A 20,887-nucleotide genomic window follows, 5' to 3' on the forward strand; every position below is an offset into this window, starting at 1 on the left:
TAGAGCCTTATCGTTGTTTTATTACAGTGGATTCATTCTATCGTCAAAGCTTTCCAGTAACGGAAATGCTAAGGCTTGTAAATCATCTATGTTTTGCAAATAGTGTTCGAAATCACTCACAATCTTTTGTCTATCTTGTTGGCTGATATAAGGCACATGATAGGCAATAAATGGAGGCAGTACCTCAAAGCCGACATAGGCAAGTGTGCCACGTTGCAACGATGATAAATAATGCTCTATCGGCCCATGTACAGAACCTTCACCAAACATATGGTCACGGCCACCGAGTGTTAAACATAACATGGCTTTTTTTCCTGTCATACCGCCATGGTTATAAAAACGTTTGCCGCCGTAAAAGAGACCAGAGACAAATACACGGTCAATCCAACCCTTTAAAATGGCTGGTACAGAGGTCCAATACAAAGGAAAGCTAAAAATAACCAGATCAGCACGTTGAACTTTTTCAATTTCCGCTTGAATATCTGCTGAAAATTGCTGCTGTTTAAATGCATGACGCTGTTCCAAAGCATAATTAAAATAATCAGGTTGGTTCAGGCTGCCAAAATCATCTTTAGAAGCAACAGGGTTAAAGTTCATTTCATAGAGATCAGAAACCTCGACCGTATGACCTTGCTGTTCAAAGGTTTGCTGTGCTGTATTCTTAAGTGCAGAGGTAAATGACTGCTGTTCAGGATGTGCATGAATGATCAAAATATGCATGATTTCACCAGTTTAAAAGCTGAGTTTTTTAGATAGAGCTACTATGCTTAAACCGAGAAAGATGTCATAGTTCATTAACCGCCAATATTTACCATTTTACGCCAAATTTTCGCTGTTTCATGGAGACTGCATGAATCCAGAATTACCCGGTACTTATGTCAATCTATTAGTAGATGTCATACAAAAATGGAATGTATCACCAGAACAGCTTTTGTCTGGAACTGGGATTTCTGCACATACTTTAAATGCGCCGTTTTGGTATGTAGATTTCGATATTTTCAATCATTTATTGGATAAAGCAGCCTTACTGACGCATGAACCTGCGATTAGTCTTTATCTTGCAGAGGAAATGCGAGTCTCTTGCTATGGTCATGTCGGCATTGCCGCAACTGCCTCTAAAACATTAGGTGATGCAATCAAGATTCTAGAGCAATTTATCGGCTTACATTGTTCTGTGTTTAAACCTAAATTAAAGATAGAAGGTGACTTGGCTTATTTGTATTTCAACCAACCTTCACAAAAATTTAAGTTGAATCGACATGGAATGATGTTTTTGATCTTGGGTTTTTCACAAATTTTGGAAAACTTAGCCCAAAATAAACTTGGAATCCAGTTTAAGTTTCAACAAGACAAACCAGATTTTTATAAGAACACTCAAAAATTCAATCACTCAAATATCTGTTTTGAGTGTGAAAAAGATTGTTTAAGCTTCCATAAGGCATCGCTATCAATCCCTTTAAAGACCGCAGATGCCTTATTGGCCCGCCTCAGCAAACAACAATGTGAGCAAGATGCTGATAAGCTTGCGATGAAAAGGGATCAAAAAAATCGCTTGGATTCACAAGTCAAAGCCTTGCTATATGATGAAGATGTTGGCTTCTTATCGCTGAAACAGGTTGCTGAAAAACTTCATCTCTCAGAACGAACCCTACAGCGACAGTTAAGCAATCAACAAACGTCTTTCCAGAGTCTTGTAGCCGAAGTACGCAGGAATCAGGCGGAGCAGTTATTAAAACAGTCTAAACTTTCGATTGAGCAAATTGCAGAACGTTTAGGCTATGCCGATATTTCCCATTTTTCACGGGCATTTAAAAAGTGGACCAATGTAACGCCTAAGTTTTTCCGTGAAGTCAGCATTGGTCGACTTTCTTCATAGAGATTAGCTCCACCAATATCGAAGGATATGGAAGAAGATTGGTGCAGAGAAACAGATAGAGTCGATACGATCTAACATACCGCCGTGACCTTGAATAAGCTGTCCCCAATCTTTCACGCCACGATCGCGTTTGATCGCAGACATGACCAGTCCACCAAAGAAACCAAAAATACAAACAATTAAGCCAATCAGAGCCGCTTGCCAATAATTGAATGGGGTGAGTGATGACATCAATACACCGAGTGCGGTTGCGAGAACAATGCCACCAATCAGTCCTTCTACGGTTTTTGATGGGGAAAGTGTAGGGGCTACTTTATGTTTTCCAAAAAGTTTGCCACATACGTATTGCAGTACATCTGAGGCTTGCACCACCATAATTAGCCAAATCGCCAACCAAATTTTTTCCCCTTTAAATTGGGGTAAATCCAGATTTAACAGGGCTGGGACATGCGAGATACAGAATACGCTGACCATTAAACCCCATTGGATTTTGGCACTGCGTTCCAAGAAGTGTGTGGTATCTTCCAGCTTTAAACTGGCGATGGGGATGAGCAAGAACACATACAGCGGAATGAAAATCGAAAACAACCCATACCAATTGGTATAGACCAAATAGTATTGATAAGGGATAACAAAGTAGAACGCAATCAGTAATGGCAGATAGTCGCCACGCCGTGTTGGCAATAAACTAATAAATTCACGTAATGCAAAAAATGAAATAAGGCCAAACAGGACAATAAAAGCAGTTTTCCCCAATAGAATGGCGGCTGCCAAGACTATTAGCATGATCCACCACGCATTGATACGCGCATTCAGGTTATCAATAACAGGAGAAGGGGCTGTACCTGCCTTTTGTTTGAGGATAAAGCCAATACTTGAGGCAATAATCAAAATGACTGCAAAGATGCCAAACAATAGATAAGTTTGTTGTAGGTTGTCTAAACTCATTGGTTCTCGGCCTCTTTTAATTTCAATAATTGCTGCTGAGCATGCTGCAAGAATTGATCTTTGCCCGTGAGTTGATCAAGTGCTAAGGGTTCACCAAAGATGACTGTTGAGAGTAGAGGCAAGGGGATAAATGCACCTTTAGGCATGACTCGTTTTAAATTAGAAATCCAAACAGGCACAACTTCAACGTCAGGGAACTGCTGACTGAGATGATAAAGACCGCTTTTAAACTGCAGCATCTCGACATCATCATTTAAATTACGTGTTCCCTCAGGGAAGAAAATAATGGAATAGCCTTCTGCCAAGACGTCTTTTACTGGCTGTAATGGATCTTGTTGATCACTACGGTTCCGTTGAATGGTAACACCTGAAAAAGTATCTTGAATCAAAAAGCGTCTAAGTCCATCTTTAAGCCAATAATCTGATGCTGCAATTGGTCGTGTTTTGCGACGGATGTGAGTGGGTAAAGAAGACCATAATAAAATGAAATCAATATGGCTATTATGGTTGGCATAATAGATCCGTTGCTTAAGTTCAGGTTCACAGCCGACCCATAAACTTCGTGCGCCAGTTAACAAGCGTGCACCACGACGGGTAAGAAATGCGATAAAACGAGCAACGGATTGCGTAATTATATTTTTTTTCATTCAACCTTCATCTATGCGCTAATTTATAAAAAAGTACAATAAATACAGAATACTGAATTAAGACAATGATGATCTGTATTTTTAACAGTCTTAAACAGCCTTTGAAGCGTATCGACCAATCACGACCCGTTTTACTAGATGGAATCAACTTTAAATTTAACAATGATTGATCCAATTGCTGAGTAAGACTTTCTAGGTCCTCAGGTTGGTCAACCATATGCTGTAACAGGCCACGATCAAATTCAATCCGAATAAATAGATAATGGTGAATCGCCAGTAGCCCAGTAACAAGTAAAAGAGGAATCAATATCTGCATTTTCGAAAATAAAGATAAGATAATGATTGATAAAACAAAAGCTAAATATCCTGACTTTAAAATACTCTGACTTTGCTTGAGCAATTGACTAACCACGACAAAATTCATTTTCATAGCTGCTTCTCCTGGGTGAGCAGCAGTTGGAAGCGTTTAATTTCAGCAATATGTGTCTCACTCAGAACGATCCAAGGTCGTGACTTTTGGATCAAGCTAACAGCTTCCTCTGAGGTATTCACATAGCCTTGTTGTAATAGCCATGCAATCAATACACTACAACTGCGTGAATAGCCAAGCGCACAAAAAATCAATACTTGTTGTGATTCATTTGCTTGTATTAAAGGCTGGATAAAGTGATCAAACTTTTTTGCTGCTTCTAATAGTTGTGGGCTTTGGATTGGAATTAAATCAAGCGTACTATATTTTTCATAATGATGAACGTTGTTTGCCGGCAATTCAGCACAACAATCAAATACACCATGATATTGCTTACTATGTTCAGTTGTTGGGATACGGCCTAGATATAGATCAACGCCGTTGAGTTGAAGAATCAACGAGTCTTTAGGATGTTGATAGGTCCAAACACGACTATTTATCCATGCAACTAGAGAATAAGGTGCGAACAATAACCATGCAGCGACAGTCATTTGACCATTTTCTTGTTTTTGGAAAAAATGAGGTCTAACCAAAAAGTATGCTAAAGCGACTAAGAAAAGACTGATCGCTGGATATAACATCCATAGCCAAGCACCTTTAAATAAAAATGCAGGCGCTGTACAAACTAAGGCTCCAATTAAATAAAAACACCCTAATTTTAAATGTTTGCTCGTCAATTGTTGTAAGCCATTTTTTTGATAAGGAGCTTTAACCGTGAGTGGAAATAGCCATAAACAGAATGCACCAACCAATAGTCCCAAAGGAATATCAATAAACTGATGTTGCCAGGTGGTCAACACAGAGAGCCCAATCAGAAAAGACCATAGATGTACCAGCCAACGGTAGTTTGCTTGGATATGCCGACGGTAAAAATCCCAGAGAATGACTAATAAAACAATGTGTAATGAAGGTGCTTGATTAAAGGGTTTGTCAAAACCCATCAATACATCAAACCATAATCCAAAGAAACCATGTAATTCAGCACGTTCAAAACTGAATTTTAAGGGGAAGATTAAAAAACAACTGATCGAAATAATTTGGGCTACAAATAGCCTAAGCGAGTGTTGTTTTAATTCGAATCTATTCCAACATAACAATAAAGACAAGCCATAAAATAGGTCAATTGACCAATACGGCACAATGGTCCATGGCCAAAGTGGGATATGATGCTCCCATTCAAAAACAATACTCGGAACATTGCTGAGGCTGGATGCATATTGATTTGCAAAACCATAGGTTAAGAAGAAAAATGGGGCTAAAAGGACTAAGCAGAGTAATCCCCATTTCCAAGTACCGAGTTGACGATCTAGAATATTATTTTGCATACAAAGTCTTTATTTAAATTTTTTGAGCAACCGAAACTGTAAAAATTCCAAATTCATCAATACAGTTTAGAAAATGGTGCGTTACGCTGCGTTAATGCACCTTACTTGCTATACTTTCTGATTAGAGTCCTCAAAAGAATAATAGTACTCCAAAAACGCATAAAAATTAATCCAAGTAGCTTCTAGTTCCCCAGAAATCAACTTATCAATATCGTCATAGCTAACATTATAGACTTTTTCTGTCAATTTTTCGTACAAAATCATACCTTCTCCTTCATCATTGGTTATCGACAAAAAACCAACTGGTATGTCCAGCACATTTTCCGCATAAGTCGTTTGAAATAGTATTTCATTATTAGATGAAGATGGATCTAATAGTTCATTAATATGCCGTCCACCGACAAGATGCGGCTTATATTTCAAATAAAACTTTGCCAGTTGACTCGTTATTGGTATTCCGAGAGCATTCAATCCATCCAGTATGTCCGTAATATCTTCTGGATTTAGAGAGTCTCTATCAACAAGAAACTGGTATTTATCCCTGATAAACCTATCAAAGCTCATGATTAACAACCTCCACTTTTCTACGCTGCTTTTCAGCCTCAGCTCTTATCGAACCAAAAAACTTTTACGATATTTATTAAAAAGGGAAGCCTTTTATTTAAACTCTTTGAGCAACAGAAACTGTAAAAATCCCAAATTCATCAATACATTGGTCCACTTTTTTAAAGCCTGCTTGTTCAACCAATGCATCCATTTCGGCTTGCGAGCGTAACCGCATCACCCAAGCATCACCTTGACGATGTGAGGTAAGCGCACGTGCAATAAACTCTTGTTGTGGATGCCAAATTTGTCCCGTGTAAATCAGGAAGCCGCCTTGTAGCATCGCTTGATGAATACCAGAGAGTGATTGTCTTAATAAATCGTTATCGCTAAATAATTCATAAAGCCCAGAAACAATGACTAAATTGGGTTTTGGTTTAACTTTGGCTAGTGATGCTGTATCAAAGGCATCACCTAATTCAAACTGAGCAATGTTTTCAAGATTTCTTTGCTGAATTAATGTAGAACCAGAATCAACATTTAACTGGCTATAATCTCTTAAAAGTACTGATTTGGGTGGTGTTGCAAGTTCATTTACAGCATCTAGAATATAACGCCCATGACCCGCTGCAATATCTAGGATGCGAACATCTTTACGTTGCTTGGTCAGTACTTTCGCATATTTTGCCAATAACTGCTCAATATGTTGTTTACGCACACGAATTCCACGCCAACCAATCGCATTTAAATATTGCTGATCAATAATATTGCCAAGAATATTTTTACTTTCACCTTGATTTCGATAAACAAAATCTAAAGTACTGCCTGAGTCATAACCCGTATCTTCACCAATTTTTAAGCCATGCGAGAATTTACTACCGAGCTTTAAATTACGTTTGGTTAGATTCCAGAATAGATTTTTGATGGAAGAAGCGGGAAGTGGGCTACTCAGTTGTTCAGCCGTCGCACAACTTGTACCAATTTTATCGGCATTCAGTACATCAGGCGCCTGATAATCTTCAGCAAAGCTTTGTAAGATAAAACGACGAATTTTTTCGATTGCAATATGGCGGTCTTTTTCGCCTAAAGTATCGTGATAAAAACCATCTAGTACATGAAACTCTTTTCGTGGATGAGGAAGCTTTTCATAAAATTTTTGTTGTGGTTTACGGAATACCACGAAATCTGATCCAGAGCATAAAACCTGAGTAGGAACAAAGATATTTTGTGCATCATTAACGATACGTTCTGACGCTGCATATAAGCCCAAAAGCATTCGTACAGAAATGGCTTTGGCAATTTGTGGATCTGTATCATATGTTTTTGCACGATCAACATCATGCGTCAGCATATTGGCTTTTACATAGCTGGTAATAAAGAAATTACCTTTGAGTTTACTTAAAACAGTTAAACCTGCTTTTGCAAATGGTACATACAGTTTGATATCAAATGCAGGTGAAGCTAAGCATAAAGCTCTGATTTTTGGTGCATAATCATGTACCCATGTGGCTGCCAAAACTGCACCAACGCTTTGACCAATGACGGCGATATTGGTTGATACGATGTTATACGTCGATTCAATATGTTGTACAAAAGATTGAATATCTTTCACACATGCAGAGAAACTGGGTGCATCACCACGTAAACCTGGTGAATCTCCATGTCCGCGTGCATCCCACGCAAAGAAATCAAATTCTGGCAAGTTAAGCTCATTGACCAAATGTGCCATACGTCCAGAGTGTTCATGACCACGATGGAATAAGATAATTGCTTTTTTTGTCACTTTTTCTGTAGCTGCTGGCCAATGTTGATAGGCTAATTGGGTATCATCATGACTGGTAAATACATGTTTTTGTGAGCTTTGCATCTGATTTTCCTTAAAGTTGAATACTGTTTTTAATACGGTTATAAATTGTCAAAACCAATAGTGCTGCAATGAAAATAAGCAGCCCATTGCAGAAGTAAATTATTGAATTTATGTAATTATTTTCTATTAAATACGGGCTAAAACTGACACATAACGCAATTAAACTAAACCAAAATGCACGATCACTTTTACCCATAGGACCATCATAACGGCGTTCCTGACCAATTAATGGCGCCATAACACCAGCATATTCACTCAGAATCGCTAGAAAGACAACTAAACCCAACAGGAATGGGTTGATAAAAGCTAAGCCTAAAAAACATAGATAAAGCGCTGAATCGGAGATGACATCACAGATTTCATTTAAATATGCGCCAAGTTTTGATTGTTGATTAAACTCACGTGCAAGCATGCCATCAATTGCATTAAAGCCCATACGAACCAACATCCATATAGGAAACAATAAAAATAGAATTAAAGGTTGTTGGTAAAGATGCAGGCTGTAAAGTGCAATTGCTAAAGCGACAGAGATGAACATTGCTAAAAGCGTAACTTGATTCGCTGTAATCTTTTTAGAGTAAAGCCATTGTACAAATGGACGAAGTAAATTCTGAAATGCTGGTTTTAACTGATAAATCGAAGGCATTGTTATTGATATATGCATATTTATATAGTGAATAGCATTGTGTGTAACTTTCTAATGTATGTCAACTGACATTGGGATAGCGGGAAAATGGTAATTACAGTAGTTGCTAAGCATCATATTATTGATAATTGTTTTATTTCGCATAATTTCTAGATTATGTTACTTATCAATGTGTTAGATATATAAATAAAGACGTGTTTCTACACGTCTTTTTTTGTATGTCAACAATGCGATAATCGAAGATGCACTCGATTGATATTTAACATCAATCTTCATTATGCGAAGTCGAAGCACTGCCCAAAGCTCGACCGACGCGAAGGAGGGACGACGACAAGGAGTAGAAGCGGAGGGCAGTATTTAGCGTCACTTTATGTCGTCTAACAAAGTTTCGTCCACCATCTCTGGGGTGGACTTAACGCCTAAATTTAAGCGATATCCTTATATCTATCTCGATTTCATATTCTTTTATTTTTTTGTATCGATTTTAATTAATCCATCTCTGTTTATTTCAATTAAACCATCAAGCAACGTTTGCTTAACAATTTCATGAAAAATTTCAGTGTCTCTTAATGGTTTTTTACCAACTTTTACTAAATCTCTATTCAGTTTCAAAGCTACTTCATTAAGCGCTTGTTCTTCTTCATCAGTAAATCTAAAAGTCTTAGCCATTTGATATTCCTTTCAAAATGATTTCATTCTAAATGAATTTGTGATTTCTGCTTGTATTCATTTGTGATTTATGCTTTTATGCTCATTAAATGATTTATGAATTTGTGATTTGGGGTCTAAATGCTAGACAAAATCGTAATGTGGATACCAGTCAAAACGGAGCTTGTTGAATTAACAAGTGACGGACGACACTGCATTATTTGTTTTGACTTGCTTGATCTTGGTCTAAAGATTGGTTCATACGATGTATATAAAGATGAAGATGGGACTGTTAAAAACCAAATCTTGCATCATGTATGGTCAAAAATCCCAACCTCACATACAAAAATGTCATTTAAGTTATTTCACGATGTCATCGGACATCCTTATGTAGAACTTAAATGCTCACCTGCAAAAATTATGCAAGGGCATAACGTCTACGGAACTGACTGGATAGAAGAGGGTGCTTTAGAAATGTTGGGCTATCTTGCTCAATCAAATCCTGCACTTTATGACATCCTCGACATTGGTATGACAGAGGTTAAGTTGCTTGATGCAACTTACTCATTTCGTTTTCGTGATGATAGAGAAGCTGAAAAAGTTCTTGCTCTAATGAGAAATGTTTCAACACAACACATCCGTAAATCAACCAAAGACGCAACCTTTAAAAACACGCTTTATTTCGGCTCTGAACGTTGTAAACGTTATGCGCGAAAAGTCTATGTCAAAAACAACGAATTCAAGGAACAACTTGAAGAGCAAATCAAGCTTGCCAAGTCAAATGACAAATGCGCTGAACGTGTAGTCAAAGTCATGTCAGACCCTGAATTACAAGAATTTGCCAAAGGCTTATTACGCTTTGAAACCAGTATCAAAGCATACGTTATGAAAGAACTCGATATTCCGACTAATTTATTTCAACTTATCCGTTACCAACGCGCTAATCCTACTTTTTTACAAGACATCTGGCTTAAAGCTAATCACCAACTATTTCAAGCATTTGAGGGTACAAATATGAAAGTATCTGACCATGAAACCGTATTTAAAAATATTCTTGCTGTTCATCAAACTGTATCTACTGAAAAGAAAATCTGTACACGAAAGGTTGATGAACTCATGGAGTTTTACCTTTTGCTTGAATCCATTGGTCACAATGAAACTAAAAAGAAATACAACCACAAACGTTTTTTAAACCTTGCAGCCGACCTGATTGACTCAGGCTTTAGTGGTACTTACTTACAGCGTTTACATGAAAAACCATCACAGAATTTCTGTCATATAAACGTTTACATTCAGATATTTAAAGCTTTTAAAAAAGAAATACCTGCTGGTACTGTTTCAGAACGTAAGGCAAAAAACATAGAGAAGTTCTATTACGATCTCGAACGATTTGGCTTTGAGGAAATGAAGTCTAAATACAGCCCATCACAATTCCGAAATCTTGTAGCTGCATTAAAAAAATGCGGTTACTCATTGGTTTACCTACAAAATCTACATGTTCAATCAACGAACAACGTTATTCCATTTATCAAAATGTTCGAAATGAAATTTGAAGATCAATTACCTCCAAACTTCGTCGAACCAGTTTCAATGTTCAGTTATCAACTACGTACTGCTTAACTCAAGGTGAATATCATGACTCAATTACTTATCTATAAAGCAAAACTTCTAAATGTCGAACAGAACGGTGTAGACGATAAAGGCGAACCAAAAATGCGTCTTATTTTCTCAGCTCAACGCTATGACAAAGGCTTAGAGCAAATGGTTCCATTTTCTCAACCAATTAAAGTCGTTCCAGAACATCAGCATTTAAAAGATTTTTATCTTTCATTCAAAGGTCGTGAAATCTATCTACCAGTTGAGTTATCAACTCAAATGAATGGCATGTCGATTTTCTACAAGACTACTGGAGACGGCAAAGTCTTAATGCTTGAAGAAAAGAAAATTGAACAACAAAAATAAACGGCTTAAAGGATCTCGTCATGACTCAGAAACTTGATGCAGACGAACTAGATAAGATTACTTGTACAAACTGTGAATATGAGTTTTTAGCTGAGTATGCAGACAAAGAAGAATGGGAATATTGTCCGCATTGTGGAGAAACTCTTTTTTAATCAAAGGCTTAACAATACTATACTTCGTATAATGTATATTATGTTAAATAGGATATCTAAGACTGTGGCCTGAGCAGCACCGCTACGCAAGTTACTGTTTGTAGCTACAGCTCAACGACGTGAATTATGATCGTAGAGATTCACGTTGCTGACTTAGAGTTCTCCATAAATGGCAGAAGATTTTTACAAGTCGGCTGCCTAGAATCACCCAAGTGAATGTCTCCTGCTATTTCAGCACACATCAATAGGAAGATAAGCTGTAATTTTCTATGTTAATTACGCTTAAATGCTAACCCTCTCATTTTTCAACGAGCTCAGGTTATAATGATGGTCTCCCAAAATATGGTTGATCTATTATGAACGTCTCCAATGACCCTCACACGGTAAAAAACTTGCTGATATTTTGGATGAATTATTGGATTATTACGGTGGCTTTGAAGGCTTGAGTCGTAAAATTGAAATTAGATGTTTTTGTATAGATCCAAGTGTTAAATCATCATTGCGATTCTTACGTACCACACCATGGGCACGTGAAAAAGTAGAAAACTTATATTTATATGTCTTACGCCAAAAAGCCAAACAGAAATCGTAGTTATCATTGATCATATAGTACCCATGCGCTGTGTTATTTCTTATATTAGCTATTTTATTAAAAAAGCATTTTTGATAACCATATAGTGTGGCTAAAATGGATGTTAATATTTAAGTGTTAAGTTGTTGAATTTATTGTTTAAATTTTGTTTTGGTAGCGATTTTTCTCAGATGGTTTTCACCCAAAGTGTTTTTGCATTAAAGAAGCCCATGATTAAGTAACATGGGCTTTTTATATCTAAAATGTTATCTGATGATAGACTTTTGATTTTTAATGCAATGGTTATAGCTCTAATAAAGGAGCTAATTCCCTTCTTGCAATCTTATAGGCTTCATCACGGTCTACGCCCATAGCGTATAGCAATAACTCAGCAATTTCAGTACCAGCATCTCTCCAAGTTTTATGTCCTTCTAATACGAGAAAAATGGATGTTAAAACTGAACCTGCGATCAAAGACATAATCGAAAGTAGTTGATCCTCACGGAATGTATATCGCTTACTGTCTAAACCAGCCATTACATCTGGCAATGGTGAATCACTACTTGACCATAGAGCCATTAGTGATCTTGAACTGAAAGCAAAGCGGCATATAAATCGTCCCCAATCGGACTCCTCATGCGCTCTACGAACATACATACGAATGCCCGTCGCAAGACGGATAGCCGAATCTGATTCATTCCCTAGTGTTTTAATAACACGTGCATTCATTTCTTCAGCGAGTTGAGATGCAATGTCTTCAAACAAAGTATCAGGATCTAGCTGATTATTATAAATAGTGCCACGAGCCACACCAGAAGCTGAAGCGAGCTCACTTATACTAATATTCGTAGAGCCTTTTTCAGCAAAAAGTTTTAATGCTGTTTTATGAATTCTTTGCTGTGATGAAGATAAACGCACAATTTAAACCTTTTGAACAAGAATGCTTTATTTGAACAAATTTGACTATTATTATACAAATTATACTATTCATCAAAACTTTTTGTGAGTTTCTTACGTAACCAGCTCCAGTTCTCCTTTTTATCGGTTGATCTGTATTCTTTTAGTTCTGAAATTTGCTTTTCAATGGATTGCGCAACTTGCTCACGAATACCCCATATAGCTTGTTCATCCTGCGTAACATCCAAAGTAGATATTCGCTCTCCAAAACTAAAATAAAAACGTTGAGGTTTAGGGATTGGTAAATAACCCACACCTGTTGGTAAGGGAGGCAAAATGTCCCCACCTCTCAATTTATCATTGAGTTTGAATGCAGATAATACTTTTTGGGCTGTTGAATTATTCTGGATATCATTAGCATCTACAACGATATCAAAGCAGTCATCTGCTCCAACAGAAGCAAAGGGAATAATATCGTAACCATGTTCTATTGCTAGGCGGGCAAAGCCTGTTCGCCTTTTCCAAATCAGTTGATATTTTTCCCCTTTCCTACGCATAACTTCACGTGCACCACCAGGAAATACAATGATTGACTGTCCCCCCTCCATCAGGGCATGACAGTTTTCTGGCGAACCTAAGACCATACCACCTTTTGTGAGTATGTCTTTCCATACTGGAATATGAAAATGCATACGATCCCCTAAAGATCGTAAGTGAATACCATGTTGCTCCCGTATATGTTCAACAAACAATGGCACATCCAAAAGACCATACAAGGTATGATTTCCAACAAACAATGCAGGTTTTGACATATTGAGTTGATCCGAGTTTAAAAAGACGGGATCAAAATACCAACGCTCTAGATCACGTCCCCATTTGCCATAGTTTTCTTTTGGGGGTACAAAGTTATCCATTTTATTCACCTCATCAAATTAAGAAGACGTCCCTGTATTCTTAAAACTTGGTTTATTGTTTTGCCCAATTTAAGCTCTTTTCCCACAGCTCATTGGCTAAATTTATATTCTGAGCAGCATGTGAAGAAACTTTGACTTTACAATCTTCATAATAGAACCCTGTATCACCAGCAAGCTGCGGTTGGGTAGCACAATAAAGTGTTGTTTTTGCTCCCTCTTCAGGGCTAATCATAAAATGGCTAATTAACTTAACTAGCGGTTGTGGCAAACCTCGCCAGACATTAGTTGAAACCACACCAGGATGTATGGCATAGGCGGTGACGCCTGTACCATATAAGCGACGACCGAGTTCTTTCACGAAAAGAATATTTGCAAGTTTGGCCACTCCATACTCTTTCAAGCCACCAAAACTCTTGGTTGTTTTCAACACAGCATTGAAATCAATACCTTGAACATGTCGGTGTGCCTTACTCGAAACTACAACTATCCGTGCAGGTTTTGATTCAATTAATTTTTCAGTCAGTAATTGCGTTAAAAGAAAATGTCCAACATGGCAAACGCCGAATGTGAGTTCAAAACCTGATTGAGTCATCCCCTTCTGGCCTGCCAAGCCAGCATTGGCAATGAGTAAATGCAAGGCTAAGTTTCTGGAAAGAAATTGTGCCGCACACTGACGTACAGAATCTAAATTGGCCAGATCAAGCTCTATAAATTCCGCTTTTGCTCGCCCAAAACTAAGACTTTGGATTTCTTGAAGTACAGCTTGCGCTTTCTGCTGCGAGCGGCAGGCTAAAAACACATGATAACCTTGTAATGCCAACTCTCTTGCGGTAACTGCGCCGGTACCTGAATTTGCACCCGTTACTAAAGCCACTTTGCCATTTAATTTAAATTGAGCCATGCTGTTATCCTGCCTGTTGCTGTTTTTTTAGAAGGTCTAAAGCGACATCGACAATCATATCTTCCTGCCCACCCACCATACGACGACGACCCAGTTCCACTAAAATATCAACGGTATTTAGGCCGTAACGTTTAGAAGCTATCTCGGCATGACGCAAGAAGCTTGAATATACCCCTGCATACCCTAATGCAAGTGTTTCACGATCTACACGTACTGGGCGATCTTGCAATGGTCTTACTAATTCATCAGCAGCATTCATTAACGTAAATAAATCAGTACCATGATGCCAACCTAAACGTTCAGCAGCAGCAATGAAAACTTCCAACGGAGCATTGCCAGCACCTGCCCCCATACCTGCAAGGCTTGCATCAATACGATCACAGCCCTCTTCAACAGCAACAATAGAGTTCGCAACACCTAAACTTAAATTATGGTGCGCATGTATTCCTGTTTGTGTTTCAGGCTTTAGAACATCTTTCATCGCTCTGAAGCGTGCACGAATATCATTCATCGACATCGCACCACCCGAATCTACGACATAGATACATTGTGCACCGTAAGACTCCATCATTTTACCCTGTTGTGCTAATGCTTCAGGCGTGGTCATGTGGCTCATCATCAGGAAGCCCACGGTGTCCATGCCCAATTCTCTGGCATGTTCTATATGCTGCTTGGAAATATCAGCTTCAGTACAATGTGTTGCCACACGAACAACTCGAGCACCCGCGTTATAAGCAGCTTTAAGATCATGGATGGTACCAATACCAGGCAGCAATAATGTCGCAATTTTTGCATGGTTGAGTACATCCGCAGCAGCCTCAATCCATTCCAGATCTGTATGTGCGCCAAAACCATAGTTAAAGCTTGAACCCTGTAATCCATCACCATGCGCAATTTCAATACTGTCTACTCTTGCTTCATCTAACGCTTTGGCAATTTCTTGCACATTTTGAATGGAGTATTGATGGCGGACTGCATGACTGCCATCACGCAAAGTCACATCGGAAATATATAATTTTTTGATCATATCCATCTCTTAGCCCTCATCCGATGCACGTTGTGACTGGAGCGATGCCGCCATTTTCTCGCCTGTTGCCAACGCTGCCGAAGTCATAATATCCAGATTTCCGGCATAGGCAGGTAGGTAATGCGCAGCGCCCTCAACTTCTAAAAACACACTGGTTTTTAGCCCAGAAAATTTCCCTAATCCTGCAATATTGAGTGGGGCAGATTCAGGAATTACCTCAAACTGGACTTTTTGTTTTAAGCGATAGCCAGCAACATATTTTTGAACCTCAGCCACCATCTGCTCAACCGAGGCTTCAACCGCAGCCTGATCCGCAGCTTCAGACAGCACATACACCGTATCACGCATCAATAATGGCGGTTCGGCTGGATTGAGGACAATAATCGCCTTGCCTTTTGTTGCACCACCAACTGTTTCCAGTGCCTTTGATGTGGTTTCGGTAAATTCATCAATATTTGCTCGTGTGCCTGGCCCTGCCGATTTACTGGAAATAGACGCCACAATTTCAGCATAATGAACTTTAGCAATTTTCGAGACTGCAGCAACCATTGGAATAGTCGCCTGTCCACCACAAGTCACCATGTTTACATTGGGCTGATCAATGTGTTGTTCCAGATTCACCACAGGAACGCAATAAGGACCAATTGCCGCAGGAGTTAAATCCACCATACGAATATTCGGCTTATGTTGTCTTAATAAGGCATCATTTTTGATATGTGCCCCAGCAGAGGTTGCATCAAATACAATATCAATGTCTTTAAATTCAGGTAAATCTATTAGTCCTTGTACACCCTGATGGGTAGTGGCAACATTCATGCGTTTGGCACGGGCTAAACCATCTGATTCAGGGTCGATACCGACCATTACGGCAATTTCAAGATGCTCACCATAACGTAACATTTTGATCATGAGGTCGCTGCCAATATTGCCGCTACCAATAATCGCAGCCTTGATTTTATTGTTTGCTTGACTATTCATGTTTTCCCCTACACCAATTTGCAACTGACTGAACCAAGACGGCCAATATAGGCGGTCACGTTATCACCAGCTTGTACATTGACCATTGGTCCTAGCGCACCAGATAAAATGACCTCACCAGCTTTTAAACCAATCCCTTTTTCACACATGGTACGGGCCAACCACCAAGCAGCTTTTAAAGGATGACCTAAACACGCGGCTCCATTACCTTTTGATGCCACAACTTTATTGTGTTCAAGTTCCATTTTTACTTTTGCTAGATTTAAGCTGCCTATTTCGATCGGCTGATTCCCTAGAACAAACAAACCACAAGATGCGTTATCGGCTACCGTGTCTTCTAACGTGATTTTCCAGTTATGAATCGCGCTATCGACGATTTCTAAAGCGGGTAAGGCATAAGCCAATGCGGATATGAACTCTCCCCACGATGGCATTGGCCCAACAAGATCTCGCCCAACAATAAAAGCAATTTCAGCCTCAATTTTAGGCTGCATAAGTCGGCTGACAGGAACGGTGTCACCATCTAGGTATTCCATATCATCGAATAAAATCCCGAAATCAGGCTGATCCACACCAAGCTGTTGTTGCACTGCTTTTGAGGTTAAACCAACTTTCTTGCCGATAATTCTTGCACCTTGGCTGACCTTATAATCACTATTAATTTGTGCAACAGCATAAGCCTCATCTAAACCAGAAATATGATGTGATTCAGATATTTGCCCAACTGTTTGACCTGATTGTCTAGCGTGGCGCAATGCCAAAGCCGCAGAATTTAAACGTTCTTGATCATTAATCGTCATACATTCACCCCGCCAATTGTGTGAGAACCAGTTTTATCAGCAGTTAAATCCAATTGATGCTTTAACTGCTGTATGGTCGAATTAATTTCGACTTGATCAACAACAGCAAATGTAAATTTATCAGGACGTAATATTGCAATGGATTGCGATGTCTTACATGCCTTTTTAAACCAACACACCATATCGCCATCAATATCTTCCACTTCAAGCACATCAGGATTTAAATCTCTATTGATATGGCCTTGAGGTCGACCAGAATATGGATATAGAGTGATAAATTTACAGCCAATTTGTTCTAAGACTTGTTTAGATGTGTTTGATAAACCTGATGTTGGATCCACTGATAACCCAATCAAAGAATAGTTCTCACCTAATAGAGAATCTAAAAGTACAGGACGACCATCAAAACCACGGACAATAGGCTGCGGAGATAAGCCACCTTCAGGGCTTAAACGATGTTTACGTGCTAAACCGAAATATTGTCCTTTGGTATAAATAGGTTTTGGTTTGAACCCACCTTCTTGTCCCCATTCTTTTAATTTTGGGGTAGAAAGTACGCCTTTAATTACACCATCACGGATTTTCCCAATCACTGGATTGGTCATTGAAACAAGATCTTTTAATAAGACAGAACCCTGAATCATTGCCTTGGCATGATCATGACGCTCACTTTCATAGCTATCTAATAATTTGTCTCCAGCTTGACCATTGAGTACCGCACTGAGTTTCCAGCCTAAATTGCCTGCATCACGGATCCCTGAGCTTGCGCCTTGCCCCATAAATTGTGGGGTCATATGGGCAGCATCACCTGCCAAAAGTACACGTTTATCTCGCCATTGATTAGCAACCAAAGCATTAAAGGTATAGACCAGTTTACGTTTTACTTCAAAGTCATCAGGATTGACAAATTTGGATAACAACATACGTACTGTTTCAGGTTGTTCCATATATTCTTTGGTTTGACCTTTTTTCAGCATAAACTCAAAGCGATGGAAACCATCTGGCTGTACACAGCTCACCACTGGCAAATCGGGATCTACTACAAAATTAAAATAAGGTAAGTGACGTAAGCCTTTATTGCGGTCTTTTTGCTTTAAATCCACCACCAGCCACGGCTCTGGGAAGTTTTTCCCTGACATTTCAATGCCAAGTTTGGCACGAACGGTACTACGTCCACCATCTGAACCGACCAAATAACGAGCGGTGACTTGCTGAATATCACTATCACCCTGTGCTTCGGTTTTGACATCTGACTCATCACTAAAACGATAAATTTGTGTGGCTTGATGAATCACCGTCACGCTATCTGCATCCTGATTAAAATTAATCAGTTCACGTCCACGCAAAATTTTAACATTTGGATATTTTTCTAAGGCATTGGTTAAAGATGTTTCCAAATACGGCTGATAATAAAAATTCACCACCGACCAACCAAATGGACGTTTTAGCGGCTTGTATTGTGCAATCACAGTGCCGTCTGGACGAACAAGTTGTACAGGCGTATCCAACAACATATCTTTTTGCAGCTCTTCAGCCATATCTATCGACTGAAAAATTCGCATGCACTCATCATCGGTATATACCGCACGAGCATTACCATAAAACACAGGTTCACGTTCCAACACCAACACCTGATGCCCACGTTTACCTAAAATATGTGCCAATACCAATCCAGTTGGTCCTAGCCCCGCGATAACCACATCTACATTTTCTGATGTCGATTTTTTTGTTTTCTGACCTGTCATGTTTAGAACCTCTAAAGCTAGATGGGAGAATATTCAGGGTGAATCACGGTAGAGATTCCCTGCTTTAAATTACCTAAATTGGTCGAGAGCATATAAATTTTGCTTGGATTCTCAGGTTTATGTCCCCATGAACTGATGGCAAAATACTTGGTGGTTTGCCATTTTTTTTCATCGACAACCAACGGTGCCCAACCCAACTCAATCTCAAAACCTGATGGGCTAATCACATAAAAAGACAATTCCTTGTCATTTGGATGCTGCCCAATCTCATGCGCCATTTCATAACCAAGTTGTTTACATCGTTGAAAGGCATTGGATAAATCATCTAAAGACGCACCCTGTAAATTCATGTGCTGTACTTTGCTGCGAATCGGGTCAAGATTGACTTCACGTGTTGTAGCAATTGCAACGGAATGATGACGCTCATTTAAACGCAGGAATGTAATATCCAGCGTCACGCCACTGATGACTTGCTCAATATAATCACTGACACGGGCATCAAAAATTTCCTGCCAGAAACGCTGCATTTTTACAGGCCTACGTGAGGTAACCGCCACATGTCCCATTCCTGCATCACCAGTCACAAAGCTTGAGGTCAGCATATTTAACGGTTCATCACTCAAGTTGGCTTCAACAAACAGCTCGATATTCTGTTTTTTAGGACCAACAATTCGCCAAAACTGTTTAACTCCTCTTTGCTCAGCCTCAGCCTGCGTACTTTTCTCAACGGCAATATCACGTTCAGCCAAGCGACCAAGAATAATGTCTAACGTTTTTTGATCTTTAACCTGCCAACCTAGTGCGACAAAATCTTCTGACTTTCCCTTTTGCACTATCAGGCGTTTGGCATGATCGTCCATGCGAAAGCTGAGTTCATTGATTAATTTTGCACCTGCATTAAAATGCAGACCCAAACCTTGTTGCAGAAAAGTTTTCCATTCTTTTAATTTATTGGATTCAATTACCGCATAACCCATGCGTACTGAACCAAAAATATCCTGATCTACTGCGGTGCTATTCATATACTCACCTTTTCAAACATTGCTCTGTCTAGCAAAGAAATCTAGACTCAACTGGTTAAATTCGTCCGCCCTTTCCCACTGCACCCAGTGACCTGTATTAGCAAATAAATACACATCACAATTCGGCATGATTTTCTGCAAGGTTAATGCGCCACTCGGGCGGTTCACTAAATCATTCGCCCCCCACACCACCAAGGTTGGAACCTTGCATTTTTTAAGTCGTGAATCACGGGTGAAGTCCATGCGAATCGCACCTTTCAAGCCCGTAGGTCTTCTTAATGGCGGTGCTGCAACTACGTCTGGATCGATACTGGCTTGAAAACGTTCACGGATGACACTTTCAGGCACCTGACTGCCATCAAAGACCAAGTATTCACGGATAAAGGTTCTGAGCTTATCCATACTCGGTCCTTTGCCACCGTAGTAATTTAACAAGCAGTTCAAACCTTTAGTCGGTAGACCTTTGGTGGTATTAATTCCGCCCGGTCCCATAAGAATCAAGCTTGCAACTCGCTCTGGATGTTCTAGTGCCATGCGTAAGCCACATGCACCACCAAGAGAATTACCAATAATATGGACTTGCTTGATTTTTAATTGATCCAATAAGCCCAACATTGCATCTGCTAAATCTCCAAACGGATCATCACGATTCACTCCCTTTGAAGACTGCCCATAACCCTGCATATCTGGGATGAGAACGCGATATTTTTCTGCCAATGCGTCAATATTCTTGGAGTAGTTAGATAGCCCTGAAGCACCTGGACCACCACCATGCAACATAAGAATCGGGAAACCTTCACCCTGTTCACTTAAAAAAATCTGTCTCTGACCAAATTTCACCACTTGGGATGTCAATGTATGAGTGTTCGTCATTTTTTCTTTCTCAAATACTTTATATATTTAATTTGAACATAACTGTTCAAATTAATCAATATTTGTTCATTTAATT

Annotated in this window: 22 protein-coding genes and 1 pseudogene; 5 read left to right on the forward strand and 18 right to left on the reverse strand. The window is 39.2% G+C overall.

Annotated elements, in window-relative coordinates; genetic code table 11:
• Positions 1-21: 21 nt before the first annotated feature.
• The gene (locus F902_RS11430) at positions 22-720 is read right to left on the reverse strand and encodes an NAD(P)H-dependent oxidoreductase (protein ID WP_005203553.1); all 699 of its coding nucleotides are present in this window, start codon (positions 718-720) and stop codon (positions 22-24) included.
• A 130-nt stretch (positions 721-850) separates the two neighbouring features.
• On the opposite strand from F902_RS11430, the gene F902_RS11435 reads away from it, so the two are divergent.
• Positions 851-1,876: a helix-turn-helix domain-containing protein gene (locus F902_RS11435; RefSeq protein ID WP_005203554.1), complete on the forward strand. Its 1,026-nt coding sequence runs from the start codon at positions 851-853 to the stop codon at positions 1,874-1,876.
• 3 nt (positions 1,877-1,879) lie between these two features.
• Here the strand turns inward: F902_RS11435 and F902_RS11440 are convergent, their stop codons facing one another.
• The 8 genes from F902_RS11440 to F902_RS11475 all read right to left on the reverse strand — a co-directional run bounded on the left by F902_RS11440 (position 1,880) and on the right by F902_RS11475 (position 8,990).
• Positions 1,880-2,824 (reverse strand): phosphatidate cytidylyltransferase, encoded by a 945-nt coding sequence (locus F902_RS11440; protein ID WP_005203555.1) that lies wholly within the window; start codon positions 2,822-2,824, stop codon positions 1,880-1,882.
• Complete coding sequence (locus F902_RS11445) at positions 2,821-3,471, reverse strand: lysophospholipid acyltransferase family protein (protein ID WP_004807180.1); 651 nt, start codon at positions 3,469-3,471, stop codon at positions 2,821-2,823. Before F902_RS11445 ends, F902_RS11440 begins: the two co-directional genes overlap by 4 nt.
• A 7-nt stretch (positions 3,472-3,478) precedes the next feature.
• The gene (locus tag F902_RS11450) at positions 3,479-3,901 is read right to left on the reverse strand and encodes a hypothetical protein (RefSeq protein WP_005203556.1); all 423 of its coding nucleotides are present in this window, start codon (positions 3,899-3,901) and stop codon (positions 3,479-3,481) included.
• A complete protein-coding gene (locus F902_RS11455; RefSeq protein WP_005203557.1) occupies positions 3,898-5,265 on the reverse strand; it encodes a phosphatase PAP2/dual specificity phosphatase family protein in 1,368 nt (455 codons plus the stop codon). The genes F902_RS11450 and F902_RS11455 overlap by 4 nt, the downstream gene beginning before the upstream one ends.
• Positions 5,266-5,373: 108 nt before the next feature.
• Positions 5,374-5,829 carry a hypothetical protein gene (locus F902_RS11460; RefSeq protein ID WP_005203558.1) on the reverse strand — a complete coding sequence of 152 codons (456 nt, stop codon included), beginning with the start codon at positions 5,827-5,829 and terminating at the stop codon, positions 5,374-5,376.
• Positions 5,830-5,926: 97 nt separating this feature from the next.
• Entirely contained in the window at positions 5,927-7,675 is a 1,749-nt protein-coding gene (locus F902_RS11465) for a bifunctional alpha/beta hydrolase/class I SAM-dependent methyltransferase (RefSeq protein WP_005203559.1), read from the reverse strand.
• Positions 7,676-7,685: 10 nt separating this feature from the next.
• Complete coding sequence (locus tag F902_RS11470) at positions 7,686-8,321, reverse strand: CDP-alcohol phosphatidyltransferase family protein (protein ID WP_005203560.1); 636 nt, start codon at positions 8,319-8,321, stop codon at positions 7,686-7,688.
• 465 nt (positions 8,322-8,786) lie between these two features.
• Positions 8,787-8,990, reverse strand: coding sequence for a hypothetical protein (locus tag F902_RS11475; protein ID WP_005203561.1), 204 nt, complete (start codon positions 8,988-8,990; stop codon positions 8,787-8,789).
• A 120-nt stretch (positions 8,991-9,110) separates the two neighbouring features.
• Here F902_RS11475 and F902_RS11480 point away from each other — a divergent pair, with 120 nt between their 5' ends.
• The 4 genes and pseudogenes from F902_RS11480 (at position 9,111) to F902_RS11490 (ending at position 11,675) form a co-directional block, all read left to right on the forward strand.
• Complete coding sequence (locus F902_RS11480; RefSeq protein ID WP_005203562.1) at positions 9,111-10,589, forward strand: phage/plasmid replication protein, II/X family; 1,479 nt, start codon at positions 9,111-9,113, stop codon at positions 10,587-10,589.
• A gap of 15 nt (positions 10,590-10,604) precedes the next feature.
• A complete protein-coding gene (locus F902_RS11485) occupies positions 10,605-10,931 on the forward strand; it encodes a hypothetical protein (RefSeq protein ID WP_005203563.1) in 327 nt (108 codons plus the stop codon).
• Between the two features lie 20 nt (positions 10,932-10,951).
• Positions 10,952-11,083: a hypothetical protein gene (locus F902_RS22980; protein ID WP_005203564.1), complete on the forward strand. Its 132-nt coding sequence runs from the start codon at positions 10,952-10,954 to the stop codon at positions 11,081-11,083.
• A 356-nt stretch (positions 11,084-11,439) separates the two neighbouring features.
• Positions 11,440-11,675 (forward strand): annotated as a pseudogene (locus tag F902_RS11490) (VF530 family protein).
• A 282-nt stretch (positions 11,676-11,957) separates the two neighbouring features.
• On the opposite strand, the gene F902_RS11495 reads toward F902_RS11490, so the two are convergent.
• The 9 genes from F902_RS11495 to F902_RS11535 all read right to left on the reverse strand — a co-directional run bounded on the left by F902_RS11495 (position 11,958) and on the right by F902_RS11535 (position 20,811).
• Positions 11,958-12,572, reverse strand: a complete 615-nt coding sequence (locus F902_RS11495) for a TetR/AcrR family transcriptional regulator (RefSeq protein WP_005203565.1) — start codon at positions 12,570-12,572, stop codon at positions 11,958-11,960.
• Between the two features lie 65 nt (positions 12,573-12,637).
• The gene (locus F902_RS11500; protein ID WP_005203566.1) at positions 12,638-13,465 is read right to left on the reverse strand and encodes a lysophospholipid acyltransferase family protein; all 828 of its coding nucleotides are present in this window, start codon (positions 13,463-13,465) and stop codon (positions 12,638-12,640) included.
• Between the two features lie 52 nt (positions 13,466-13,517).
• Positions 13,518-14,366 (reverse strand): SDR family oxidoreductase, encoded by an 849-nt coding sequence (locus tag F902_RS11505; protein ID WP_005203567.1) that lies wholly within the window; start codon positions 14,364-14,366, stop codon positions 13,518-13,520.
• Between the two features lie 4 nt (positions 14,367-14,370).
• The gene (gene dmpG / locus F902_RS11510; protein WP_005203568.1) at positions 14,371-15,399 is read right to left on the reverse strand and encodes a 4-hydroxy-2-oxovalerate aldolase; all 1,029 of its coding nucleotides are present in this window, start codon (positions 15,397-15,399) and stop codon (positions 14,371-14,373) included.
• 3 nt (positions 15,400-15,402) lie between these two features.
• Entirely contained in the window at positions 15,403-16,371 is a 969-nt protein-coding gene (locus tag F902_RS11515; RefSeq protein ID WP_005203569.1) for an acetaldehyde dehydrogenase (acetylating), read from the reverse strand.
• Positions 16,372-16,379: 8 nt separating this feature from the next.
• Positions 16,380-17,171, reverse strand: coding sequence for a 2-keto-4-pentenoate hydratase (locus F902_RS11520; protein WP_005203571.1), 792 nt, complete (start codon positions 17,169-17,171; stop codon positions 16,380-16,382).
• The gene (gene mhpA / locus F902_RS11525; RefSeq protein ID WP_005203573.1) at positions 17,168-18,916 is read right to left on the reverse strand and encodes a bifunctional 3-(3-hydroxy-phenyl)propionate/3-hydroxycinnamic acid hydroxylase MhpA; all 1,749 of its coding nucleotides are present in this window, start codon (positions 18,914-18,916) and stop codon (positions 17,168-17,170) included. The genes F902_RS11520 and mhpA overlap by 4 nt, the downstream gene beginning before the upstream one ends.
• A gap of 17 nt (positions 18,917-18,933) precedes the next feature.
• On the reverse strand, positions 18,934-19,938 hold the full coding sequence (locus tag F902_RS11530; protein WP_005203575.1) for a VOC family protein: 1,005 nt from the start codon (positions 19,936-19,938) through the stop codon (positions 18,934-18,936).
• A 12-nt stretch (positions 19,939-19,950) separates the two neighbouring features.
• On the reverse strand, positions 19,951-20,811 hold the full coding sequence (locus tag F902_RS11535; RefSeq protein WP_005203578.1) for an alpha/beta fold hydrolase: 861 nt from the start codon (positions 20,809-20,811) through the stop codon (positions 19,951-19,953).
• Positions 20,812-20,887 lie beyond the last annotated feature (76 nt).

This window comes from Acinetobacter higginsii (genome assembly GCF_000369525.1).
Taxonomy (GTDB): Bacteria; Pseudomonadota; Gammaproteobacteria; order Pseudomonadales; family Moraxellaceae; genus Acinetobacter; species Acinetobacter higginsii.